Raw genomic sequence first — 22,472 nt, 5'->3', positions numbered from 1 at the left:
TGATCAGACTTTATTGTAATTAGCCAAACTATTGGCTTCCGACACTCGTGTCTTTGTGTGTGGCTTCCCCCCCAATACCAATACTCAGCTCAATTCCCTCTAGTTTTAGAAGATGCGACCGCCGCTCGAGTACATGACAAAAAAACCTGTCGATTGCATGCTTCTAAACGGCACCGATGTTCTATGATGTTTAGTTAATTTTTGGTGAATGGGATGGTTAAATTTAACTAATCGAAGTCATCACTGTAAATGTAATATATCTCTCTCAAACTGTTCAATGTCAGAAAATCTCGCCCATGGGACATCACCAGGAAATTCCACAATGAAGGCTTCCCTTGTTGTATGGTCAATTGCGACAAATCCAACAATGCCAGTCTTTATGAAGTGATTCTTAAACCGTGGCGATTCTATCCACTCATTGGTATTTAGGTACTCAATCAATGCATTCAATTTCATTATAGGTTCGCCCCTTGTTTGCCTGTGACATATCTAAATTAGGTATTGAAAAGTGCCTCAATGTGCACAGCGATACGGATTAACCATAAAGTGACCTAGCTTATTTACTTAATTCAATATCACTGATATCGCTTACATATAAAATCTCAAGACGCATTAATTACTTAATCAAACTCTACCAATTCACAAAGATTCGGGGGCGTTTAATCTCAATAGGAATGTTACTCACTTGGACAAAAACATGCTTAAACGTGCAATGTGCGATATTGCACTATCGCACATCGCACTAATGTGTTAGGTTGTAATTTAACCAACACACAAAGGAATGAAATATGAAGACTAAAACCGAATCCATTATGAAAGAAATGGAAAGTGAACTACTAATGACCCTCGACGACCATGATGAGAAAATGCACACTTTGACAACACAAGTGAAATGGACTATTCATGCCTTGGCCAAAATTTTAGGTGCCACTATTAACTATTCATTCAAACTTTTCTTATTCTTTTCGATAGTTGTGACACTGTTCATGGGAGCCGAAGGGCTAGATACAATTAGGACTTCTACAAGCGAGGATATAATAAATGTTATACTTCAAACGTACTCCGTCGCGACCATACTCTCAATTGTGTTCATTTCATTGCAGGGTTACAACGGTCATTTTGGTCTTGAAAGTGTTCGACAGGCCAAAATTAACGCTATAAATACTAGGGTTCGAGAAACAAGAAAAATCGTCGAAGTCGTTGAAGAGGTATTGCATCGTCATGGCCACATAAAATCAGAGGGTAGCCAGTAATATGTTTGATGGATTGATAAACACCGCCTCTTTGAAGGAACGCATTGCACAATCACCCTTGGTCGAGTGCTACGGAGTAAAGTTCAAAGAACGAGATAGTTACTACATGGTCATCCCAATTGATGGAAAACGGTTGGTTCTTTCTACTTGGAGAATCAAAGTGGCTAAACCGTTCAGGCGATCTGACTCTCTCATATCGGAAGCGGAGAGCTTTGGATTTACGTCTATTAAATTTGGAGCCTCAGAAGAGCAAGCTATTGCAGCGAACCTGACAACAGAGCAAATCCCAGCCGATAAATTATCAGCGCTCAAGTTCTTCATTAGTTTTCTACCTAGTCTTGGTATTAAACTAAAAATTCCTAAGGAAGACTTCGATAGCTCAAAAATAGATGATGGTATCGACATCTATTTTCATTCAGAAACTGATGGTGTAAGAGTTTTAGTGGGCGACTTGATCAGAGGTAACGTTGAAATAGAAAAGTAACTTCATTATGGGTTCTTTTTTTAGACGAAAAAGGTCGTACCAATTGGCACGACCTTTCTGCTTAGTTAGAATGGAGAATGTGAACACTTCACTATTCTAAATCCTGATTTTCCTTTAACAATTTCAACATGTTCGAAGAATTGAGCTGCCTCACTCAAAAGCTTTTGTTCAGTATATCCAATCTGAAATGTATTCCGGATCGTAACTACGCCATCATCCATCGGCTCACCTCGAATACCCCGATCTTTATCGCTTCTAACAGCAATGTAAGCCGTCCCTTTAGTCGCAGCTGCTACTTGACTCCACACAACCTGACGGCTCCGTGGACGGAGAGTATTCATCACGTAACCCGCATATACGGTATCCCATGTTCTACCAAGTATGTTTATTGGGCAATGAGTATAATCGTAATCCTGACAATGTGTCACCTCGCGGATTGCATTAGAATCACAGTCATATTTCCCCTTTCCAAAATTTAAGGTACTACCCTTAATACAGTTGTTTTCAAGCAGGATTTTTAGCGGTGCTGCAGCAGTCTTTCGAAAGATGCTGGTTTTAGCACTTGAGGCAAAATCCTCGGCCAGTTGTTCTTTAGTAACCGTTGATTCAGTTACTATCATTTGTTCTGCTAAATTTAGCATGATGTATTTCCTTGTGTGGACCGAAAGGTCGTATTTAAAGTAAGTGGGTTAACATTGACTGTAACAAACGCGAGCAAGCCAAGTACCACTGGTGTCATTGGCTCTTATACTGACTCCGTCGTTACCGAAGAAAGCAATAATTCGTCGAGGAGACGTAAGAATCTTTCCATGATGATTAGTGATAGCAGTGCAAGTAATTACACCAGATTGAATCTCTTGTAGGTTCTGTACTTTGATCATACCAATTGCTACATCGGTACTAGAATTCGACTTACTCAGTTTATCTATTAAGCGAGTGCGGATGATTTGATGAATGGCATTCATAATAATTTCCTTGTGTGTGGCCTTAATAAAGGCTTAGAGTTCACCAAAAGGTGAGAGGGGTATAAAGAAATGATGCCAGCTAAGCTGTCGTAACATAAGCATCGTAGTTACAGTGGAACTAATAGTGTATACCTATTGCTAAGTTTTTCCAATCAAACAAAAAACCAATCAATGATTGGTTTTTTAATTTTAATTACAAGAACAATAACCATTGGCACCATTTATTTTCGAACCTCTTGGCGAACAGACAGGGCCAGAAGCACCTGGAGGACTGCTTCCGTAGCAACTCCAATGACCTACGCTTGAACCACCGCTACCTCCTCCGCTGGAAGGAGGTGGCGCTTTCTCCAAAGCAGTGATTCTGCCATGTTGTTGGGAGTCCCTACGATATAAATCCGCAATTTCCGCTCGCATTTGTTCCAAAACAGATTGAGTAGAGGAAAAATTCGCCGCTTGCGAAACACCAGATACTACAGAAGATGTCGAGTCAACGGAGTCACTAGATGCATTAATGCCAAAGCAGTATAGTAGGGTAGTCAAAAATAATAAGTATCTTTTCATAATAAAATCCATAATATAAGTACACGCAATAATTATAATACTAAAATAGTAATTCCATACCGCTCATAACATGAGGCGAGTCGCATATTTCTACTAAACAAATATGAAAATAGTGAATAATTTTTTACCCAATAATTTTATAATTCAAAAAAACATGTAATAAAAAAGCCGCCATAAAGGCAGCTTTTGATTACTAATTACTAAGTAGATTATCTAGTAATTTATTAGTTGTATTTGACGTCATCAATGTATGAAATACAGCACTTCTTAGTTTTAGAGACTCTATATCATTCAGCACAAAGGTATCAGCCAAGAATTGTTGTTTGTTGGACCAAAAATATTGAGCGTTTTTAGCAATCAAAATAACATTTTGAATCAAATGTATATCTTGACCTTCTTTAAGAATTTGCATTGCATTTCTTAAACCAGAATTTGCCATTTCTTTACATTTTCGGGGGGTTAAAGAACTGTACTCAACATCAATTGTACTTACATCAACAATAGATAAGCATGAGGGACAAGCGCAGACCGTAGTTCCATCTTTCACGAAGTCTGTTGCGATGCCATCACACTCACTATGAGGACACTTCCGTGTTATATAGTCACCGAACTTGCCATGGGTTAACGATGAATATCCCTTAAGTTGCATCACGCCAGAAACCAGCGTTCTCATGTTCATCCGGTTAGACTGTGCCAAACCAAACGATCTGAAATTATTTCTGACTTTATCCAAGTCAGACTTAACTATTTTCGTAGAAATCATATTGTATTTCCTTGTGTGGTTGTATTAAGAATTAGGTAAGCACCATTCGAAAACCGTCTTTTTTCTATCAAGAAATCGAATTCGTTTACCTTCAAAGTAGTTCCAAAAAGCAGAGTTAATGCTGTCCGATTTCTGGCTCAATGCTTTTTGGTAACATTGCCATGCTTTGCCAATCTCCGATATATCTATAAGAGGCAGATAATGATTAAAGAAATTAAAAATTTGGTTCAATTTACTATTGTGCAAACCACCCGATGATAGTGATTTTATATAAACATCAAATCTTGAACCGATAGTCATCTTAGTAATAGAACCATGAGTTCCATGGAGCTCTAGAATAATCGATTTCCCACAAAGCGTAGTTTGGTTGAAAAACTCAACCATGGAGTGTTTTGGACCCATCATATTTCCTTGTGTTAAATTGGAAATAAAGGGGCTTAACGCCCCTTTATTATTAAGCAGCTAACGATAAGTCAATTTGTCCATCATTTCTGATGGCCTTGCCGAGAGCATACCCAACAGCAAAAAATACTGAGTATACAACACTTTGCCCAAGTATCTCATGGGATCGAGTAGCAGAATTATTCGCTATGAAGCTTTCTGGAAAACGTTTCAAACGACAGTGTTCAATCTCAGTAAAGAGTCTCTGAAGTCCATTATCCTTAAAGTCTCGATGCAAAATAAACGGCTCGGTGCTTCTTGCCTTTTTGTAGCCTTTCCCGAGAGTCCCACAATGGGGTTCATTGCCTGTCAGTAGTTGGCGCTTGAATCCTTTGCCAGCTTTAGCATCACGCTCTGCTTTATCAGCCAAGTATTCATAACGCTTCCAATCATCTTGTGATAGAGGTTCATCTTGGAAGATATCGCTAATTTTTTCTGGTTTTGTATGCATTGATTGAAGGTTGCTTAAATCGAGATCACCAATCTCCAAACCTTCTGTAACAGCGACTAAACACCACCGTGTTCGTTTTTCTAATGAGCCAAAGTCAGTACCGCAGAGTTCTGCTTCCTGAAATTTATAGCCCCAGGATGTAAGTAAACTTCTGATAATATCTGCAGATGCACTTTGAGCGTACTCGGGTACATTTTCGATGACCACGTACGCGACATTTGCTTGATCAATCAGCATCATAGCTTGATAAAACAATGTGCCAGCTTCATCGTGAGACTCAACAAATTTTCCTTTAGTATCACCCCAAGTGCCGTTCTTAGAGCGGCCAGAACGAGAACTTGCATTGCAAGGAATACCAAGGTATGCCCCATCGCATTGCTTACCTTCTTTGTAATAATTTACCGATTGAATTTTGGACTCAATGATTAATGAGTTAGATGAAAACAATTGAGGGTTATTCCGGAGTGAGGAATCGAGATAAGTTGACTCCATCTCAATAGCCAAAGCGATTTGGCTTTTTATTCCAGCTTGAGCCATCCCATCATGAAGAGAGAGATCCAACCCCCCACCTCCATGATATAAACTCATTATATCAAGCGGCTTGTTCGCTTTGACTTTCCTAACTAAGCGTTTAACACGCTCAGCAATTCTTTTTGTCATGTGATGTTCTGAAATGATGATTTTGCCTTTGTGTATAGCAACACGCAGCATTTCTACACCTTTGAACACTTCACGAAGTTCTTCATTAGTAAGTTCTATCAGAGGATGAACAAGGCCGTTTCTTGTTCGTTTTGAAACGGTGTATTTGCCATTTTCTGTAGGTCGTAGAATGAACTTCGAATGTTTGATCTCAATATCAAAGGTCATTCCAACTTCCAGACCTTCGCGAGCCAATTTTTCGCCCTCAAGCCAAACACGGGGTTTCCCGCGATTTTCTGAAAGTACTGTATTAACAATAGTAGTCATGGTATTTCCTTGTGTGGATGCTATGAAAATAGCGAGAATTAGTAAGGCACTAAGTAGTTTAGTGGTATTAAGAATGATGCCAGCTTAGGTGCTGTGATAAGTGGTTAGCATCGACTTATCTGAAGTTACGTAATTAGTATACCAGGATTTGTGTAGTTTTACTTAATAAAAAACCAACCACTAGTAATCACTAATGGTTGGTTTTTCAGGATGTATTTATTGGGGAAGACCTGTTTCTTCTACAGTTCTAGTCAATTCGTCATATCGACAACCAATGATATCTCGAATTGATTCGCACTCTTCTTGTAAGAAATCGAATTTTAAGATTCCCTGCAAATCGGTACGATTCTGCTCTTTCTCCATTTTGTCAATCAGACGGGCTTCTTCATTTAAATTGGATGCAATGGCCTCAATAACACCAGTAACATTTGAATAAATGATAATTTGACTTCGCTCTACGAGTTTTTCATACCCATAATATTTTCTAGCAGGTTTTGCGCCTAGCTTGTAAGTTTTCCCAGTCAAGAATCTAACTGGAAAAAAGTAAGCACGAGTACCCACAACAAAAGGTGTACTTTGAGAAGCTAGGTCGTTCATTGCATTCATGCCACCTTCAAGATCAAGCGGGGAATTTTCACGCAATCCCACGACGGCTTTTCTTTCTAAGCAATAAAGACTTGGGAATGACTGAGTGTCAGTTCTTAACGTGATCGCTTGAAACTTTTGTGATTCGCCAATAATTGCAGAGTAACTGTTGTTATACATCATTAATATTTCCTTGTGTGATTGATAGTTCATCATTAGTTAGGTAGGGACGTGAAACCTTGCTCAAACCCTAAGTAAAGTTCGCAGTAATCGGGGTTTAACCCACCCTCTTTAAGACCAAACTCCTTTGTCAGAGAACCAACAAGACCACCTAGTCCTCCAGGTCTTGATGTTCGGCTACCTGAGGTAAAGTTGTTCTTACGATCATTTGCTACAAGAGACGGAAGCATCCGCAAATGTTTATACGCCGTATTGGTTGGACATAGCGCTCTGTTGGGTGGGTCGGTGAAGAAACGGCCATTTTCCATATGGCCCCGAGTTGGAACCGTTCTAAATCCACTTTTAGGGTTTAATGGTAAATCTTCCATCTTGAATTCTGTGGACGGTTTATCAAAACCTAAAGATGCTGGAATGGACTTATCAGCCATGCGCAGCAATTTTACAAATGAATTGATGATACTGAATGCCATATCGAGGTTAACTGTATTCCCAAGTGCATTTATTCTTGCTCTTCGGTAATTCCCTTTTGTTTCATGCACTCTTGCAAATTCAACCAGTTCAGGTGAATGAGCATCGAAGAGAGGAAACTTACTGCCAGGTTGCTTGTTTGCATCATGCGCGACATGAGCAAATAGCTGCTCATTCAGGTTATGTAGAGCAGTACCTTCTTTGTAGGCCATAACAAATGTACGATGCCGGTAATAGGGGTAACCGAACCCAGTTGACCCTATAGTCTCCCACTGAGCATGATATTTAAGATCATTAAGACGGGTAAGAATTTCGCAAAGGCCTTTCGAATTTAACCTTTGTGTATTCTCAAGTAGTAAATAATCGAGTTCAAGAAACTCTGTATGATCTAAAACTCCATCAATAACGCTTGATTTATCACCGTGTATTCCAGAGGTATCGAGCAAATTGGCAGAGCTTACGTTTTGACAAGGAAACCCAGCAATGCCCATTTGTGGCCAATCAACTACACCTTCCATCAGGTCCATGTAAGTGATTGGGCTGTACCCGTGCTCCTCGTAAAAGACCTTGTCGTTTTCAAACATGTCTTGATACAGTGGGTTGTGTTCTTCTGGGATGAAATTAATGTATAAATCCCCAAGCAATGTGTGTCCATGCTTGGCTAATACTTTATTGCAAAAAGGTGTTATTTCAGAGCAGCCAAGAAAATTCAAAGGTGAATTTTTCACCATTCTATTTGCAGTAGCAAAGGCACCTATACCGGAGCATAGATCAATGACGTTAATCATCTCTTATATCCTTGTGTGTTTGACAATGAACTGTCGAAAAAGCCTAGATTGGCTAGGGAAGAGTTTAAATAGTGCAAGTTCTTTCGAACCTTGTAACCGAGGCACTGAAGTTACTTTAACAAGAAAATTGTAGCAAAGGGCGTTCAATATGTCATTAGACAATTATAGGGTCAGACATATCGCTCTAAGACACCCAATTACTGCAATGTCTCTCAAGCTTTCTCTTCCGAGATTCATTAACAACGGAAGAATGAACACCTTCAATTGCCCCCTCTAAAACCAGTGCATAGGCCATAATTGCCGTTTTTGGCACTTTCGAACGTATCATTTCCAACACCTTTTCTGTTCCCAATTTCATCAAACAGTCTACATCAGTGATATCTACGCTTTTTAAGACTCGAATATGCTTTCTGGTCACGTTAGGGAGACTACTCAGTGATTGGACTTGATCATTTTCAGAGAGCTCCAAATAAACTTGTATTTCAGCGGATGCAATTCTTAAAGCAATGTCACTGTCGTACGGCACGTTCAATTTATAGTAGTTGTACAACGAACTGCCTTTGTTATGGTGTAACGTTTGGTCGCAAGTGTATTTCGAGAATTTCTTGTAATTTACCGGATCAATCCTAAAGAATACTTCTCCATTGCAAAATCGAATACAGACACAGCCACTGGAAAACACAGCAAAGTGTCCGAACATAGATTTCAACCGTACATTAGGAAGCATACCTTTGAAATATGCAGTCTCTGTTTCGTAATTAATTGCTAATTCCTTCATATACACACCCTCCAAATCCATTTTCATCAATATTATCATTATGAATTTTTTCTTCAAATCGTTTATTTAAATTCATCCTATAAACAAATCTTTAACAATATAAACTTAGAAAAAACTTCATGATACCTATTATTGTAAAGTTACCTATTCTTAAAATCCATTATTAGCGCATCAAAAATCCATTGACAGTTACAATATTGTTGCATAAGATTACCTGTATCACATATTGATACAGGTAATCTTATGCAACTTGAACTTTTTGAGGCGGTCCGTGAAGTTTATGAAGAATCAAAATCTAACGTATCTCAAGGGCAATTATATTCCGAGGTGGCGAGGAAATTAGGTGTTAACCCGAATGACCATGTAAAAAAAGTTGGAAAATCTCAAGCTTCACACAATCTGTTTCATCGTAAAATACGATGGTGCCAAATGGCGCTTAAACAGCAAAAATTAATTGAAAATGTTAGCAAGGGTACTTGGAGACTCACAGGTAAAGAGAAAGAGAAGATCACAGTCATTGAACAAGGGAAATCTATTTTGGCCATGTCAACAAAACTTGGAATTGCGATATGTGCGAAAGCGGAAACTGTTTTCAACGAAGGGATTATAAAGGAAGACATTAATCTTGTATTAACCAGTTTGCCATATCCCCTCCAGAACCCAAGACTATACGGAGGCCCGTCAGATGAAAAACAGTGGGTCGACTTCATTATGACCGTTCTTGAGCCGATAATTAAGCGATTAGGTGAAGGGGCGAGTATGCTGCTGAATATCGGACAAGATTGTTTTTTAGAAGGTTTGTGCGCAAAGAAACTCCATATAGAGCGACTTACAATCGCACTTGTTGACGCAGGGCTGTTCCTTGTTGACCGTATAGCATGGGCGAGCAATAAGATACCATCCCCATACTTTTACGCCTGTAAAATTAAGAAGTTACTACTTGCTGGGTATGAGCCATGTCTATGGCTTACGAACAACCCCAAAGCCTTAAGAAGCGATAATCAACGTGTCCTCTTACCTCATTCAGAGAAGCATAAAAAATATGTTGCCAGAGGTGGCGTTAAAAAGGCCAGTCATTCGGGTGACGGAGCGCATATCAAGTCTCAAGGTGACTTTGGTACCCTTTCCAAAGGGAAAATTCCAACAAACGTTGTTTATATACCGAATAAATGTAAAGACAATGAGATGGTTAATGCTTACGCAGATGCCCTTGGTATAGTGCGCCATGGCGCTAAGTTCCCTACAAATTTAGCTCGATTCTTCATTAAATTACTTTCACGCGAAGGTGATTTTGTCGTTGACCCAATGGCTGGAACGTTAAATGTTGGGCATGCAGCAGAAGAACTCAACAGGAAATGGGTCAACATCGATATGGTTTGGGATTACGTGAGGCAAGGTTTTATTCGCTTTGAAAAGTACGATGCCTATTACAATCCTGCATTTCTAAATCCACCGTTAATCCGCGCAGCCTAAAGTCATGCCGGTTCATATTTCGATTCAAAGGAGTAAGTTTTCAATGGTTGAGTTTAACTTATCAAAAACAAGAAAAGTACTTATTGGAATGATTTGGTCTACAGGAATGAATAATTACCGTTTGCTACAAGTGTTAGCTCTTTGTATTGCAACTCTGTTCAGCAGTTTGGTCTTTGACTTTCGACCGATAGAGATTGGATTTCTGCTACTCATTAATAGTTTAGTGACGCTCTTGATTAGCTCCTTAGATTTAATTAAAAAGTTAGAGGACGCTGATAAATGGGAAGAATGGCTGATCCTTGGCATCAAACACAGTAAACTAACTTGTCACATCGCTTTACTTGGCAATAAAGTATGGAAAAGAAAATGAATAGCATTAATGATAAATCATCTGACAGATTAACTCTTAGGGGGTTGGTAATTGCATGCTTGGTTACTAAAGGGGTCAACCAAACCAAGCAAATAAGTGAAGAAACTGGTTTCAGTCGGCTTCAAGTCAATAGATCTATCGCTTCAGTCTCCAAGTTCGGGCTTATAATAAAATGGGAAGGAACAAACAGATCGGGTCAGTACGTAATCCGAAGTTGGGGATATTTCTCAAAGGAAACTGTCGAACAAGACTATACTCAAATACTTCATCGAACTTTGAGTATAGAACAGTGACCATAAGCAGCCGTAAGTGTTTCTACTTAATGTTAGTAATCTTGACCGTCAGTTTTTTCTCCATTATTCATTTGTACAATCAAATAAAGGAGCAGGGGGTTTTAAAAAACTATGTTTATGAATACAAATTTGCGTGTGAGAAGTATCGGTATTCTGATCACGAAACAATTCAAAGTTTGATCCCCCATTCGTGTGAAGAACTATTAGGGGAAGAGTTATCTAAAGCATCAGAAGCTCTTAATCGAACTAACTCTCTCCAGGTTGCAATGTTGAATGTGGCTTTTGAATTAACATGGTTAACTGACCCTTTACCCATGAACATAGAGCTAAATGACTCCATGTTTATTAAGTGGGGAGAATATAGATGTGAATTACTTGAGGCAGAATACCTAAAGTTCTTGCCCGAAAAATTAACGTCCACCAACAAGACCTCTCCCAACAATGCTGAGTACCTATACTTTCTGGCTCAATCCGATGTGTTTAATTGCTCTTTTATTAACTCATAGTGAGTCAAGTACGATGCCCATTTTAGATAGTGATAGAGCCAATGGAACTAAGTTGCGTATCTGAGGTATTACTCCACTTGTAAGCACGATAACCGTACCACCATCTTTCAAGTACTTGTTTAATATCTTTTGGCTATCGTCGGAGAATTCAGCGGTGATATTATCCACAATCAAGGCCTTGGGGTTCTCTTTCTTTATCGTTTCTTTAATAGTCATTCTTTTTGGATCGAACAACAATACACCTTTACCTTCTGCAGCTAAGACCCTAGCTAATCCGGTACAACCGGAGCCAGTCTTAGCTTTGATACGAATGTACCGTGGATTTGATTGTTCAACTAAACGTTGATACTGCATTTCAATTACTCTTAGTTCTTGGCTGAAATCTCTCGAGTATTTATCTTTGCTGTAACGATATGGGTGATAGATAGCCGTTTTCCCTTCAACTGAAATTGGCTGTGTCTCTATCGCAACTTCTAACCGAAGTCCTTTCTGCTCAATGACCCTAAGCAGCTGAGTCACTTCAGAAACTTCTGTATTAAAGTACTGTCTTTGGGTTACCTCATCGAATTTGTCCCAGTATTCTTCTCCAATGATTGACTTAACATTGTCTAAAGGTACTTCGGACATAACACCCATTGCGTTGATAATGTCACTAATTTCGATGTCGGTATTCTTAGTGGTTGAGTCAGCAATGCGCAAGGCTAGAGTTAAACAAGGAGCCAATCGTTGTATCTCATTAGCCTCTAATCCGTAGAGTAAATCTGTAACAAACAGTGCTTCCATTTAATTACCACTTCTGATGTTTGACATATTAATGCCATCATAACAAGAACAATCCACCTTATTCAATAAATTTAGATTGTCAAAATCCATTTATTCTACCTGTAAGATATTTAACAATATCCTTTATTTCATTCCTTAGAAAAAATACCGACGTTTACATTTGGCATACATTGTAAACCACTGAATAGATAAAGAGCGGTTTAGCATTACCCTCGAAGTTGCCCAGTAAATACTCAGTATCTATCCACAGAAATTGTGGATAACTGTACAAAAAAACCGCGACACTCTTTTTCGGGAGAGGTGATGTATGATGAATCAATCATTACGCCATTTTTCACTGTTATAGGTTCAACTAGCATCATTGTTAAAGCCGAACTTCAATCGCATCAAACTTCAGTCTGGATTGGCAACAATCAATTCCATCATTGTGGCCTAGGGCATATCCGTCAATTTCCTCGACCTGAACTTTCTCTCCAGTTCGCGAAGATACCAACCAAATGCTATCAGCCTTAAGGAGAATCTCTCTCCAGGTGAAGTTGTTCCAAGAGCCATAATTCAGCTCAAATGCAAAGGGAGCGCCATCAGAAAATTCACCTTGACGGTATTTAGAGTCAATATAGATGTCATCATTATTCATTGATATTTCCTTGTGTGTCTTTAAAAGTGACTTGGGTAGACCACCAAAGGTGGAGGGGTTTAACAGTGATGACAGCATTGAGCTGTGTTAGAAAGAGTGCATCGAATCTAACTGATTGGTCTTTAATAATGCATTTAGAAAATACTAAATTCAAGTTATCGCGGAGTTATAAAGGTAAATAAAAATGCCTTATCCATATGGATAAGGCATTTGTTTGATTAGTGTAGTGAAGACTAGGCACTTCTTTTGCTAAAGTTTCTAAATGGTTAGATAAATGACGATTTACGTTTTTTAGCCATTATCATTATGAGATGAAAGGCATGGTAAGACTGATGTTGTCACTAAGTCGATTAGAAAGCTTTGTGGAGTTTCTTTGAATTGATATACCTTCCTTTGTGTTTCTATGGAAATGACAGCACCCGCCTTTGTCATTAGATAATCAAACACTGTATTACTATCTTTGCTATGCATGTCGAGTTCATAGTGGGATAAGGATACCGAATTTGATTTCCACTTGAACTTTGGTTGGCTGAGTACCGACCTGACTAACTGAATTGCCCCTCTCTCTATAAGATCGCCTGTAGGCAGCGGTCTTGCCTTATCGGAGTTTAAATTAGGTTTCTTTATATTCTTTGGCAAGATATTAGGCTGAGCCTTATCTAACAAACAATTTAGATTCCAACTTATTGATGGATGCACTCGAACGTGAACCGTACCTTTGCGGAATAACTTAAGCTCCATAGCGCCACTATCAATGTAAACCCATTGTCCAAAAATGTTGTTACTTGATAACAAACTGAGTAGGCCATATGAATCATTATGCCTGTCGGCAATCAGGTTCTTATTACCAATTAATTTGTAAACGGTGTTTCTCAAATCATCAAGATAACCAGAGTATGATTCGTCTATAGAGTTCCACTTGTTATCGACGCGACACAATGTCCCAACATCATTGAAAATAAGAGTTTTGTTAAAGCCCTGAGGGCAGTTAGTGAAGTGAGTTTCAGACAAGTTATTAAAAATACCCAATACTTTTTCCGAAATGAAAGACTCTCGCTCTTGTAATAGCGCGGTGAGTGTATCGAAAACTACAGTACCATCATCAAATGAAGGTAACGAATTTCGGTTGTTAAGATCATTTCTCCATTTACTTCTTTTGTCTTCGGGCATGTGAAAGAACACATCCGTTACATTAAGTGCTTTTTCCCAGTACTCCTGATTAAGAAATGCTAAAGCTTGCTCTAGGGTCGATGGGCGCAATCTTGCGTTGGTACCGATGTTGTTACTTACGATGCTTTCCTTCAACAAATAATCCAGCCCTTGAAGGAAACCGGCATCAGAGAAGGTTGATAGCGTCATGGTAATGTTGGACTTCTTTTCTATGTATTCCGCGAGCAATTTATCCACCAGCGATTCATCAACACGACTGAAGAGGGTTTCTATGCTCACTAAACTTAAAGAATTTTTCATCTTATATATTTCCTTGTGTGGGGTATTTGGTTCAAAAGAAAATGGACAACATTCGTTGTCCATTAATCAATAACTGTTAATCATTATTGAATTGTTCTACTAAATTCAAAACATCATCATTGGCCAAAGTCGCGAAATTGACAACCTCATAAAACTTCTTGCCTAATTTCACAAACCAGGACACTGTATTTCCGCATAGTCGCTCGGAAACATAAAACAGTTTGCCTTGATTAAAGTAAGTTAAACCGCAAGGTGGAAGGCAGTCTTGTGCGTGTTCAAAAGCCTTTTCACTCACTTCTGTTACTTCATGAAGACTGAGTTCCCTTTCTTTTGCTTTTTCAATAAATTCATCCTCTGTTAAGAAGACATAGCCTTCAACATTGTCAATTTTCTCGTACTTGAATATTTGCTGTGAAGGTTGGTAGCTTTTCTTGTAATACGAACCTTCATTGTCTTTGTAGACATTGCATTCGTACGCACCAAACCGCTCAAATGTGTCATCATGGGTATTAACCATGTAGTAAACCGCAAGGTCCTTTAGAGATTCTTGCCGCGCTTGTTGTTCAGCTACCCACATATCGTAAGAGATCACCTTTACGTTTTCATCTAGACGTGTGTACAGATATGTACCGTTCTTCCATTCTCTTGTATAGAAATGAAGACCTAATGTGGATGCGTAACAGGTTTGATGTACACCAAACCGTGTGTAGCTTTCGGTTTCACCCACGACCACGAAAGATTTATCTTCACGAATAATGGGATATAGTTTTTTCATTCGAAGTTCAAGGATCTTGTTGTTTACTGATTTGGGGTTTTGATCGGACGATAAGTTCCTTAGCCATTCGTTTGGGTTTTGGGTGTATTGTCCAACAGTATTGAAGAGAGTCATTAATTTATCGATTGATAGAATCATATTATTTCCTTGTGTGTATCTACAAATAGTAGAGAAGTGTCACCCAAAGTGACGATTGATAAATAATTGATGCCAGCCATTAAGCTGTGATAACAAAATCGCATCGGAGTTATCAGGAGTACACTTTGATTGTGCCCAAAATATCGCCATTGAGCAAATAAAAACCACAATGTTGTTAGCATTGTGGTTGATAGACTTTAGAACTCTAGGGAATCAACTAAGCAGTCTTTCCAAACACCTCCAGACTTACTGCTAAGACCATGATACACATTAAAGTTATCCCCATTTTTGATTGTTCGCGGAAATTTCACCGTATGGATATCGCTATTAGTCCGATGAATTGAGACCGTCATGAATGTTTTAGGCCCTTCAAGGGTAGGGTTCATAACAATGTCTGAATAACCAAACAACTGCCTCAATGATTCAAGTGTTGACCATTGCCTCTCTATCGCTTCGTCTATAAAGGTCTGCTTGACAACAACCGAGTTATCAAACAACTTGGCCATAGCGACCAGTGTTTCGGAGTCTGTAATGGACTCTAATTCAAGGTGATGGTAGTTGCTCAGCAATATTGATTCTTGTATGAGTTCTCGATGATGAATGAACTCAAATATTTTGTAAAATCCAACATCAGTTAGCGACAAGGCTCCTTCTAGTCCCGAAATCCAATTAACTCTAGTTAAAGCATGCAAACAATCTGCCGATTTTTTGGTTATTTCCATTATAGGAAGGCTATCAATAGTATCGGTAGAATTAACCACATTGATTGCATCTTCATCCTTGCAATACGTAGAATCAATCCATCCTAATGAAAAAATAGTATTAATCGTTTCAGCTTCAATTTTACCACTTGACTCTATTATGCAATAAACAGGTAACGTTGTTTTGCAACGATATTCCAGTCCACCACGATAGTAGAACCGTATAGGCAAATGCACCACTACATTAGAAATAGCAAGCCCGACCCTTTTTGGGTCATTATCGATATCTTTCTCGTTATTCAGAGTGATGAGTTGATCGAGTATTAAGGGATATTTATCTTGGAGTATTTTCCAGTTTTGCAAAATTAAGAGAACGGCTTTCACATCGTCCTCTACAGATTCTCCATTTGAAGCGTAATCAACAACAACGCTGTTTCTGCATGTAAACTCCTCAAGAGCACTTTTAAGGCCATTTGTTACATCCATAGGTAAAGTTGCACAAAAACCCGTAACTGACTTGAGAATGCTTTTACGAGCTAGTTTTAGCCTACCCAAACGCATGTTATGGTTTACAGTGGTGTCATTGACAAGTTGAGGGACAAGACGTTTCAATAAATCAATAAATTTCCGATCATTATTCATAAGAATATTCCTTGTGTGAACTGCGAAAGCAGAGTTGAAGTTCCACTCGGTGAAGTGGATAGGTTTGAAATGGTACCAGCGAAAGCTGCGATATTAGAAGTACCGAATATATCAATTTGCATTTTTATGTTAGCAAAAGATCTACCCGTTGTCAGTGTTCTAAAAAGCAAAAACCCATACACATGTGTGTATGGGTTAGTGGGTTAGTGGGTTAGTGGGTTATACCATGTTGATCAAGTCCCCAGGTTGAAGGGAAGTCTGATATTCAAGAACTTCTACGGGTATATCTTCTATAGGAGTCCACGTAATGTTTGAGACGAGTATTTGTACGTGTGAATCACATAGGTCACCGACAACTCGATACACCTCACCATTATGTTTAATTGATTTAGTGAGCCAATTAGGAAAAGTATGATTAGGCAGCACTATATTAAGGACAGTTTCATCCTTAGAGTTACAACCCAACACGCCGCATTGGCAGTCTTCTAAAGTTTCAAACCCCCTCTCAAAATAAGACTTTAATTGGCTTTCACTTTCCATGCACGATTCACAAACATGAGTTTTCATAGAGCTAGACTCAACATAGAAATCGTCAAAAGTAACGCCAAGTGCGGTTATTCTTCCTTTACCAAATGGGCTATGTCGAATCAGCTCATTAAATCCAACATTGGAGTAAGGGTGATTGATTTTTTTCGGGAAAGTCATTCCTATGTCATGGAACCAACAGGCAAGTTTCTTCTTAGAATCAAGGGTTAGATCGGATTGCTCGCAATCAAATTCCGACCAATGCGATCCTATCTTTAGTTCGACAACTTCGCGTTCGAGCAGCTCTGATTGGTTTGGCTCTTCATCTGACACTTCTAGATCTGTAAGATGAATGCCGGTATTCGTCAAATTGCCTGAAGCAGTTATAGCCGTTGATAAATCAATCGAGCAATTAGTGACTATCGCCGTACCTTCGCTCCAGTATGATGTGTATAAAGCGGATATTTTCATGGAATTTCCTTGTGTTATTAAAGTGCATATAAATGCGTTTGAATAAGTATATTGCCGTATATATTTCAACCAACATGAGTAAATATGCGGAATTTTCTCCTAATTACCCATATCAATTTCTATTATTCTCCCTCTACTGTCCTTTACGGAGAAAACAGTAGCTATTGAATCAGGGGCTCTCATAGCAATAAAGGCTTCTTCCGCAGCTTCTTGAGCAGAGTCAGCTTCACTATCAATCGACCAGTTGACTACAAAGTTGGAAGGTTGTTGTGGATTAAAATGCTTAGACTGGAGGTCGTCCAATGTATTCACAGACTTAAATTCAACATCTCGACTGAGAAGACCTTTGAACAGATCCGTCATTATCTCTAAATTATGAGTTTGATTTCGGCTAGGCGACTGATTCAATTCAATAGCATTGATCATTAAGTCAATACTCTCCGATGTTAGTCCCACCTCCAATGGGTCAATTGTTAAACATGAATTCTGTTTCTTCTCCAAATCAAGAGCAGAAACCAATGTAGACAACAAGCATAAAGCATCGAAATGATGCTCTTTAAGTTGATTGAGGATTAATTCACTTTGTTTCATTCTTTACTCCAAACACACTCACTTGCCCTTAAAGTAAGAGCAAGCAAAGTATGGTTATTGGTTTAGTTATACAGGGAAGCGGGAGAGTAGCTGCTCAAATATGTCATTTAAGCTAGTACCTAATTCGAACCCATGATTGTTTTGGAAGGAGTCTTTTGACACCAAAACATCACTTTCATCACATCGACGTACTAGAGAGCAAAAAATAAGATATGAGTTGGCCGACTCATTTGGCCAAGGTATAGAAGCAGACTCTAATCGTTCAATAAGTTTTAACTTATCAAAACCACCTCGGTTCTCATGAAATAAATCCACCAAAGATAAGAAATCTTTAAGGGTATCTCGGCCTTGCATGGTTTGTTGCGTCAAGTGAACTAAACCAAATGGTTCAAGCACTGACTTGAGTGCTTCATCTCGCTTAATCGTGACTCTTTTCGACATTGAGTACAACAAATTCTCTGCAAAAGTAATGTCGGGAATCGTGCTCAAATGACCAACGACGGTAGCCCCGTTTTTATTGTACAAGATCGATAAATCTTCTGGTTTTTCAGATTTAGAGTCAGGGTGCGTGTATTTCCAGATTAGTTTCTGGCGTTCTAATGTTTTATTTACAGTAAACATTATATTTCCTTGTGTGGTAAAGTGACGTGGTCACTTTTTGTGTGAAGTACCAAAATGGTAGAAGGGGTGGGGAATAGTGCGACTTCGTAGAAGTAGTTACTTAAAGCACTGGTGTAACATAAGAATAAGTAGAATAGCACAGATTGAATGTATTAATAATAGATTCAACCTATGCACATAAATAGGTGGAGAGGAGGCTTAATCCGAGATCGACTTAACATGCGTTTCGTACATTGAAGAAACGGATTCTCTTAGGTCTTTCCAGCTTTCAATCGAGTATACAGAACCCGTTTGTATTACCGTCACACCCGCAACTTGCCCTGCGACCAATTTTTTTAAAATTGGATTGATACTGCCTTTCGGTATATTACCAAGGGCGTTTGTAATAGAAATCAATGTAGGGTTCTCTAGTTTATCAATAGCGCCAAGCACTAAAAACAACCTATCAGTATCACCTTTTCTTCGAGTATCGTTCATATAAAACCTAATTTTTACTCTCAATCCATATGTTATTGTAGTTGAGATATCGTTTTTATTGCTCAACCAGTTTAGCAGTAGGCGTAATATTCTCACTGATTATTTTATCAATATCAACCATCCCAAGCTTTTCAGCCAAACTACAAGAACTCTCGATATAGGAGTCTGCAAGATCAAACGAGTCTCGTAATTCAGTTTCAGAAAGAAAATATTGGTTAGCCAGATAAGCAAGTGGATTCGATTGGCAATCAAGCATTTCATACTTGTAAAGTAATCGCATAATCAATCCATTTCCTGCGAGTTCAGCTTCCGCTATTTCTGGTATTACTTCATTCATATTGACCGCGTAGTTTTTCTTAAGATTTTCCGCTTCATTAATATGCTTTTTCGTACTTCCAAACCGTGGAATCATCGGGGTTACATAGTTGTGGTAAATATATCCAAAAAATAAAGAGTAGATCACACTCGCCATTGATAAGCCACTTACTACAGCGAGCGACATAACAAGTACCACTGTGAAATATAGTTTAATTTTGTTTTCTCTCAGCTGTGAGACAGATGCTTGTTTTTCCGCATGAATATATTTCAACCTCAACTTTATGATTGGTAGGCTCACTATTTTATTCTTAAAAAGTTCTACGTCACTTTGCATCGAATACTGAAAATCTAAAGCGCATCCATACACAAAGTGCTCGTATGGAATAGTAGGGAAGTTTCCACACCTACCGAAGCCAAGCATTCCATGGACAGTAAAAATATTGTCGACAACCTCTGAGGAAACGAAACCCAATTCTTCCCACACTGGTCTTTGATGGGAGAAGAAATCATCAGAGGGTGATTGTTGTTTATAGTTAACAGTGCATTTTTGAGCCACCAGGCCTGACTCAAAATGTTGTTGATATAAGTAATGAAGCGTTGATGAAACTAAAGTCCTGATATGTTGATGGTCGACAAATTCCCATGATTTTTCCTTATTTAAATCACGAAGAACTAGCCCGTCTATTTGAATACCGATAAGGTCAGACGCATTATTGAATAAAAGCGAACCATTGAGCTCAACAGATACCGTACTTTCGTCATTCTTAGGTTCTTGGTGACAGACGAATAGCTTTGCTTTAAATCGATTCTGCTCTGTCATCAAAATTGTTAAGAAATCCTGCTCATGCCGAGCCGATACATTAAAAACCTCATCACCAGAGATATATTTATATCTTAATTTCAACATGCTAATCAGCGTAGTTTCCACAAAGAAATCCCTTAATATCAATATCAAATATAGAACCATATTAGGTTGAATGAATAATCCAATCAAGCAAAAAATTTTTACCCTATGGGTAAAAAAAACCCTTCTGCGAGTGATTAGAATTACTCGCAAAAGGGTTCCGGACTTTAGATATAACTTTCGTTATTAATTTGAGATATGAGATTTGATGTCCATTGATTAGTACAACAACCTCATTATTTACCACGTTCATGGAACGCTATTTCAAACTTAATCTCCATTGATGAAATATTTGTCTTTTGACAGGTACTCTTGGAGTAAGGTTTGTGCTGCAAAAAGCAGAAAGAAAGCACTAAGTACTTGAATAATTTCAATGACACAACCGCTAAGTCGATTGATTTCAGTGCCGAAACAATCTTTTTGGAAGTAAATAGAGTTGCATTAAGGTTGGAGTGTTACAAGTTAATACATCTGTTGAGTGTACTTTCTTTAAACGATGTCACGATTTGATCCAATGGGAAATAAAAAACACTGCTCAGAGAGCAGTGTTTTGAGGGTTAAAAGAGGGCTAGTTGGTCCTCTTGAGTTAGTGGGTTAAAAGGAATTGATTGAGTACACATGTTCGCTGCCGGTTTATTTACCAAAGGAGATTTATGATTAATCAATTGCTTGGCCAGTGGATTCTTCATATCCAAAAAATCTTGAATATGATTTTTCACTGATTGCATCAACTGACTGTACACCTTAAAGTCGACAGCTTGACCGATCACATTTGTTTCTATTGTTGCTCCCGTAATGTTTTGATCAAACTCGGTGGGAATGGACATTAGTTCCCTAAGAAGTTGATTCGTTGGCCATAAAAAACGCCCGTCATCATCGACAACAATCAGACTATCCTTAGCCATCTGCGGTTGTGATTTTAAGGGTGTTGGGCTATGAGTAGATTGAGAATTGATAATTCTCAGCCGACCACATTTGAGTCCATCTTGAAGTGATTTGCTGTGAGAAACATCGCGCATAAAAGGGATATGCTTCGCTATCACTCTATCCCAAAAACTAGTTTTTTCTTGCTCTTCAATCTCAGGGAATGAAAATGCAGAGGGTAGACTGGTGGCAACACTAAAACATCTTGCTCTAGGTGTATGCGAACCATGCTCAATCCCCATCATAGTTTTGGTATAAACAGTGTATCCCCATTTAGCTAGCCGTAATTCCCACATCTTATATAAATCTGATGATAGGAACGATCTAACTTGCTCTAGTACAACCACTGGTGGTTGGACCGACTCAATAAGCCTTAAACCGTCATACGCCATATCTATGGACGAGGATAGGTCAACTAATGCTTTCTCCTTCTTCTCCTTAGGTTTCATATGGCTGACGTCATTACATTGGAGGCTTACAGTGAAGACAGTACTCGGTGTGGCCGTTCGTTTAACGAAGCCAGCATCAATAGTATTTATATCTTCATTGTACACTTGCTTTATAGGTAAGTTGGCTATTGCTGTTAATACACCAGTCTCCGATAAGTCAGCATCCCCATCCCTTTTTTCTTTTGGGCGAGCATCTAACAGGCTATTAATTTCGAAGCCCCGTTCATAAGCTGCATAAGCATCAATCCCACTACTACAAACAGCGAAGCAAGAAAATGGTCTTTTTGATTTGACTACTTGAGCAATACGTTTAGCCAGGGCGTTGACCCAAGGCCGAACAAACAGTTTACCCATAGTGAATATGACGTGCACAAATTCACAATTCTTAGGGATCACTTTATCGAGCAAGCTTTTCGCGGAAATTTCGTACAATTCTTCAAACGGCTTGTTGGTTCTTTTTTTGTATTCGCGCTGGTATATCTGTTTGGGTTTATGGACAAGAGGCTCTTTACTTGCAAGGCTCACTGTAATGCCTTCATCGTTATCCATAATTTTTTCTATTACCTTCGTACCTTTTTCAAATAAGTAGAGAGGTAACCAGTTAGAACTGATTTGAATTTTTCTTTTACCACATGGGTAATTTGTAATTTTAAGCTTTTTGCTCATAAAATCATCAGGGATGTGCACGGATGCATTGATCATGATTTGTTTTCCTTGTGTG

Annotated in this window: 26 protein-coding genes; 6 read left to right on the top strand and 20 right to left on the bottom strand. The window is 38.7% G+C overall.

The genetic code is table 11. From position 1 onward, the window contains the following. Nucleotides 1-240: 240 nt before the first annotated feature. Nucleotides 241-456: a hypothetical protein gene (locus A1QO_RS03880; protein ID WP_017041814.1), complete on the bottom strand. Its 216-nt coding sequence runs from the start codon at nt 454-456 to the stop codon at nt 241-243. Nucleotides 457-788: 332 nt separating this feature from the next. Here A1QO_RS03880 and A1QO_RS03875 point away from each other — a divergent pair, with 332 nt between their 5' ends. After that, nucleotides 789-1,253 (top strand): hypothetical protein, encoded by a 465-nt coding sequence (locus tag A1QO_RS03875; RefSeq protein ID WP_017041813.1) that lies wholly within the window; start codon nt 789-791, stop codon nt 1,251-1,253. Between the two features lies 1 nt (nt 1,254). After that, complete coding sequence (locus A1QO_RS03870) at nt 1,255-1,737, top strand: hypothetical protein (protein ID WP_017041812.1); 483 nt, start codon at nt 1,255-1,257, stop codon at nt 1,735-1,737. A 65-nt stretch (nt 1,738-1,802) separates the two neighbouring features. Here the strand turns inward: A1QO_RS03870 and A1QO_RS03865 are convergent, their stop codons facing one another. The 8 genes from A1QO_RS03865 to A1QO_RS03830 all read right to left on the bottom strand — a co-directional run bounded on the left by A1QO_RS03865 (nt 1,803) and on the right by A1QO_RS03830 (nt 8,683). Next, a complete protein-coding gene (locus tag A1QO_RS03865; RefSeq protein ID WP_017041811.1) occupies nt 1,803-2,378 on the bottom strand; it encodes a hypothetical protein in 576 nt (191 codons plus the stop codon). A 48-nt stretch (nt 2,379-2,426) separates the two neighbouring features. Further along, on the bottom strand, nt 2,427-2,702 hold the full coding sequence (locus A1QO_RS03860; RefSeq protein ID WP_017041810.1) for a hypothetical protein: 276 nt from the start codon (nt 2,700-2,702) through the stop codon (nt 2,427-2,429). Between the two features lie 754 nt (nt 2,703-3,456). Continuing rightward, the gene (locus A1QO_RS03855; protein ID WP_017041809.1) at nt 3,457-4,026 is read right to left on the bottom strand and encodes a hypothetical protein; all 570 of its coding nucleotides are present in this window, start codon (nt 4,024-4,026) and stop codon (nt 3,457-3,459) included. A 24-nt stretch (nt 4,027-4,050) separates the two neighbouring features. Beyond that, on the bottom strand, nt 4,051-4,431 hold the full coding sequence (locus A1QO_RS03850) for a hypothetical protein (protein WP_198927271.1): 381 nt from the start codon (nt 4,429-4,431) through the stop codon (nt 4,051-4,053). 49 nt (nt 4,432-4,480) lie between these two features. Further along, a complete protein-coding gene (locus A1QO_RS03845; protein WP_017041807.1) occupies nt 4,481-5,884 on the bottom strand; it encodes a DNA cytosine methyltransferase in 1,404 nt (467 codons plus the stop codon). A 216-nt stretch (nt 5,885-6,100) separates the two neighbouring features. After that, nucleotides 6,101-6,652: a hypothetical protein gene (locus A1QO_RS03840; protein WP_017041806.1), complete on the bottom strand. Its 552-nt coding sequence runs from the start codon at nt 6,650-6,652 to the stop codon at nt 6,101-6,103. 32 nt (nt 6,653-6,684) lie between these two features. Then, nucleotides 6,685-7,905 (bottom strand): DNA cytosine methyltransferase, encoded by a 1,221-nt coding sequence (locus A1QO_RS03835; RefSeq protein WP_017041805.1) that lies wholly within the window; start codon nt 7,903-7,905, stop codon nt 6,685-6,687. A 184-nt stretch (nt 7,906-8,089) separates the two neighbouring features. After that, nucleotides 8,090-8,683: a TfoX/Sxy family DNA transformation protein gene (locus A1QO_RS03830; protein WP_158006772.1), complete on the bottom strand. Its 594-nt coding sequence runs from the start codon at nt 8,681-8,683 to the stop codon at nt 8,090-8,092. Between the two features lie 243 nt (nt 8,684-8,926). Here A1QO_RS03830 and A1QO_RS03825 point away from each other — a divergent pair, with 243 nt between their 5' ends. Genes A1QO_RS03825 through A1QO_RS20745 form a run of 3 tightly spaced genes read left to right on the top strand, consistent with a single transcriptional unit; the run spans nt 8,927 to nt 10,819 of the window. After that, entirely contained in the window at nt 8,927-10,156 is a 1,230-nt protein-coding gene (locus A1QO_RS03825; RefSeq protein WP_017041803.1) for a site-specific DNA-methyltransferase, read from the top strand. Nucleotides 10,157-10,199: 43 nt separating this feature from the next. Beyond that, nucleotides 10,200-10,526, top strand: coding sequence for a hypothetical protein (locus A1QO_RS03820; protein ID WP_017041802.1), 327 nt, complete (start codon nt 10,200-10,202; stop codon nt 10,524-10,526). Beyond that, nucleotides 10,511-10,819 carry a helix-turn-helix domain-containing protein gene (locus A1QO_RS20745; RefSeq protein ID WP_084818936.1) on the top strand — a complete coding sequence of 103 codons (309 nt, stop codon included), beginning with the start codon at nt 10,511-10,513 and terminating at the stop codon, nt 10,817-10,819. The genes A1QO_RS03820 and A1QO_RS20745 overlap by 16 nt, the downstream gene beginning before the upstream one ends. A gap of 500 nt (nt 10,820-11,319) precedes the next feature. Here the strand turns inward: A1QO_RS20745 and A1QO_RS03805 are convergent, their stop codons facing one another. From A1QO_RS03805 to A1QO_RS03785, 5 genes are all read right to left on the bottom strand, one after another. Then, entirely contained in the window at nt 11,320-12,108 is a 789-nt protein-coding gene (locus A1QO_RS03805) for a hypothetical protein (protein WP_017041799.1), read from the bottom strand. 364 nt (nt 12,109-12,472) lie between these two features. Then, nucleotides 12,473-12,745 carry a hypothetical protein gene (locus A1QO_RS03800; RefSeq protein ID WP_017041798.1) on the bottom strand — a complete coding sequence of 91 codons (273 nt, stop codon included), beginning with the start codon at nt 12,743-12,745 and terminating at the stop codon, nt 12,473-12,475. A 291-nt stretch (nt 12,746-13,036) separates the two neighbouring features. Then, complete coding sequence (locus A1QO_RS03795; RefSeq protein ID WP_017041797.1) at nt 13,037-14,215, bottom strand: DUF4942 domain-containing protein; 1,179 nt, start codon at nt 14,213-14,215, stop codon at nt 13,037-13,039. A gap of 76 nt (nt 14,216-14,291) precedes the next feature. Continuing rightward, nucleotides 14,292-15,128: a hypothetical protein gene (locus A1QO_RS03790; RefSeq protein WP_017041796.1), complete on the bottom strand. Its 837-nt coding sequence runs from the start codon at nt 15,126-15,128 to the stop codon at nt 14,292-14,294. Between the two features lie 197 nt (nt 15,129-15,325). Then, nucleotides 15,326-16,471, bottom strand: coding sequence for a hypothetical protein (locus A1QO_RS03785; protein ID WP_017041795.1), 1,146 nt, complete (start codon nt 16,469-16,471; stop codon nt 15,326-15,328). Nucleotides 16,472-16,486: 15 nt separating this feature from the next. Here A1QO_RS03785 and A1QO_RS20200 point away from each other — a divergent pair, with 15 nt between their 5' ends. Continuing rightward, nucleotides 16,487-16,678, top strand: coding sequence for a hypothetical protein (locus A1QO_RS20200; RefSeq protein ID WP_141707113.1), 192 nt, complete (start codon nt 16,487-16,489; stop codon nt 16,676-16,678). 12 nt (nt 16,679-16,690) lie between these two features. Here the strand turns inward: A1QO_RS20200 and A1QO_RS03780 are convergent, their stop codons facing one another. The 6 genes from A1QO_RS03780 to A1QO_RS03755 all read right to left on the bottom strand — a co-directional run bounded on the left by A1QO_RS03780 (nt 16,691) and on the right by A1QO_RS03755 (nt 22,453). Then, entirely contained in the window at nt 16,691-17,467 is a 777-nt protein-coding gene (locus A1QO_RS03780; RefSeq protein ID WP_017041794.1) for a hypothetical protein, read from the bottom strand. 99 nt (nt 17,468-17,566) lie between these two features. Continuing rightward, nucleotides 17,567-18,058 (bottom strand): hypothetical protein, encoded by a 492-nt coding sequence (locus A1QO_RS03775; RefSeq protein ID WP_017041793.1) that lies wholly within the window; start codon nt 18,056-18,058, stop codon nt 17,567-17,569. A gap of 66 nt (nt 18,059-18,124) precedes the next feature. Continuing rightward, nucleotides 18,125-18,679, bottom strand: coding sequence for a hypothetical protein (locus A1QO_RS03770; RefSeq protein ID WP_017041792.1), 555 nt, complete (start codon nt 18,677-18,679; stop codon nt 18,125-18,127). Nucleotides 18,680-18,877: 198 nt separating this feature from the next. After that, complete coding sequence (locus A1QO_RS03765) at nt 18,878-19,156, bottom strand: hypothetical protein (protein WP_017041791.1); 279 nt, start codon at nt 19,154-19,156, stop codon at nt 18,878-18,880. Between the two features lie 55 nt (nt 19,157-19,211). Beyond that, nucleotides 19,212-20,402 carry a hypothetical protein gene (locus A1QO_RS03760; protein ID WP_038132124.1) on the bottom strand — a complete coding sequence of 397 codons (1,191 nt, stop codon included), beginning with the start codon at nt 20,400-20,402 and terminating at the stop codon, nt 19,212-19,214. Between the two features lie 533 nt (nt 20,403-20,935). Then, nucleotides 20,936-22,453: a DNA cytosine methyltransferase gene (locus A1QO_RS03755; RefSeq protein ID WP_017041789.1), complete on the bottom strand. Its 1,518-nt coding sequence runs from the start codon at nt 22,451-22,453 to the stop codon at nt 20,936-20,938. Nucleotides 22,454-22,472 lie beyond the last annotated feature (19 nt).

The organism is Vibrio genomosp. F10 str. ZF-129 (assembly GCF_000287055.2).
Lineage (GTDB): Bacteria > Pseudomonadota > Gammaproteobacteria > Enterobacterales > Vibrionaceae > Vibrio.
The sequence above is the reverse complement of the archived record's forward strand: the minus strand, read 5'-3'. Positions and strand labels throughout refer to the sequence as shown.

What these genes read in the sequence shown, in the direction of transcription:
- A1QO_RS03835 (WP_017041805.1), bottom strand. Translation starts at nt 7,905, where the DNA reads ATGATTAACGTCATTGATCTATGCTCCGGTATAGGTGCCTTTGCTACT.
- A1QO_RS03825 (WP_017041803.1), top strand. Translation starts at nt 8,927, where the DNA reads ATGCAACTTGAACTTTTTGAGGCGGTCCGTGAAGTTTATGAAGAATCA.
- A1QO_RS03850 (WP_198927271.1), bottom strand. Translation starts at nt 4,431, where the DNA reads ATGATGGGTCCAAAACACTCCATGGTTGAGTTTTTCAACCAAACTACG.
- A1QO_RS03875 (WP_017041813.1), top strand. Translation starts at nt 789, where the DNA reads ATGAAGACTAAAACCGAATCCATTATGAAAGAAATGGAAAGTGAACTA.
- A1QO_RS03840 (WP_017041806.1), bottom strand. Translation starts at nt 6,652, where the DNA reads ATGATGTATAACAACAGTTACTCTGCAATTATTGGCGAATCACAAAAG.
- A1QO_RS03770 (WP_017041792.1), bottom strand. Translation starts at nt 18,679, where the DNA reads ATGTTTACTGTAAATAAAACATTAGAACGCCAGAAACTAATCTGGAAA.
- A1QO_RS03880 (WP_017041814.1), bottom strand. Translation starts at nt 456, where the DNA reads ATGAAATTGAATGCATTGATTGAGTACCTAAATACCAATGAGTGGATA.
- A1QO_RS03855 (WP_017041809.1), bottom strand. Translation starts at nt 4,026, where the DNA reads ATGATTTCTACGAAAATAGTTAAGTCTGACTTGGATAAAGTCAGAAAT.
- A1QO_RS03790 (WP_017041796.1), bottom strand. Translation starts at nt 15,128, where the DNA reads ATGATTCTATCAATCGATAAATTAATGACTCTCTTCAATACTGTTGGA.
- A1QO_RS03765 (WP_017041791.1), bottom strand. Translation starts at nt 19,156, where the DNA reads ATGAACGATACTCGAAGAAAAGGTGATACTGATAGGTTGTTTTTAGTG.
- A1QO_RS03800 (WP_017041798.1), bottom strand. Translation starts at nt 12,745, where the DNA reads ATGAATAATGATGACATCTATATTGACTCTAAATACCGTCAAGGTGAA.
- A1QO_RS03820 (WP_017041802.1), top strand. Translation starts at nt 10,200, where the DNA reads ATGGTTGAGTTTAACTTATCAAAAACAAGAAAAGTACTTATTGGAATG.
- A1QO_RS03755 (WP_017041789.1), bottom strand. Translation starts at nt 22,453, where the DNA reads ATGATCAATGCATCCGTGCACATCCCTGATGATTTTATGAGCAAAAAG.
- A1QO_RS03785 (WP_017041795.1), bottom strand. Translation starts at nt 16,471, where the DNA reads ATGAATAATGATCGGAAATTTATTGATTTATTGAAACGTCTTGTCCCT.
- A1QO_RS03795 (WP_017041797.1), bottom strand. Translation starts at nt 14,215, where the DNA reads ATGAAAAATTCTTTAAGTTTAGTGAGCATAGAAACCCTCTTCAGTCGT.
- A1QO_RS03845 (WP_017041807.1), bottom strand. Translation starts at nt 5,884, where the DNA reads ATGACTACTATTGTTAATACAGTACTTTCAGAAAATCGCGGGAAACCC.
- A1QO_RS03775 (WP_017041793.1), bottom strand. Translation starts at nt 18,058, where the DNA reads ATGAAACAAAGTGAATTAATCCTCAATCAACTTAAAGAGCATCATTTC.
- A1QO_RS03830 (WP_158006772.1), bottom strand. Translation starts at nt 8,683, where the DNA reads ATGAAGGAATTAGCAATTAATTACGAAACAGAGACTGCATATTTCAAA.
- A1QO_RS03805 (WP_017041799.1), bottom strand. Translation starts at nt 12,108, where the DNA reads ATGGAAGCACTGTTTGTTACAGATTTACTCTACGGATTAGAGGCTAAT.
- A1QO_RS03780 (WP_017041794.1), bottom strand. Translation starts at nt 17,467, where the DNA reads ATGAAAATATCCGCTTTATACACATCATACTGGAGCGAAGGTACGGCG.
- A1QO_RS20745 (WP_084818936.1), top strand. Translation starts at nt 10,511, where the DNA reads ATGGAAAAGAAAATGAATAGCATTAATGATAAATCATCTGACAGATTA.
- A1QO_RS03870 (WP_017041812.1), top strand. Translation starts at nt 1,255, where the DNA reads ATGTTTGATGGATTGATAAACACCGCCTCTTTGAAGGAACGCATTGCA.
- A1QO_RS03865 (WP_017041811.1), bottom strand. Translation starts at nt 2,378, where the DNA reads ATGCTAAATTTAGCAGAACAAATGATAGTAACTGAATCAACGGTTACT.
- A1QO_RS03860 (WP_017041810.1), bottom strand. Translation starts at nt 2,702, where the DNA reads ATGAATGCCATTCATCAAATCATCCGCACTCGCTTAATAGATAAACTG.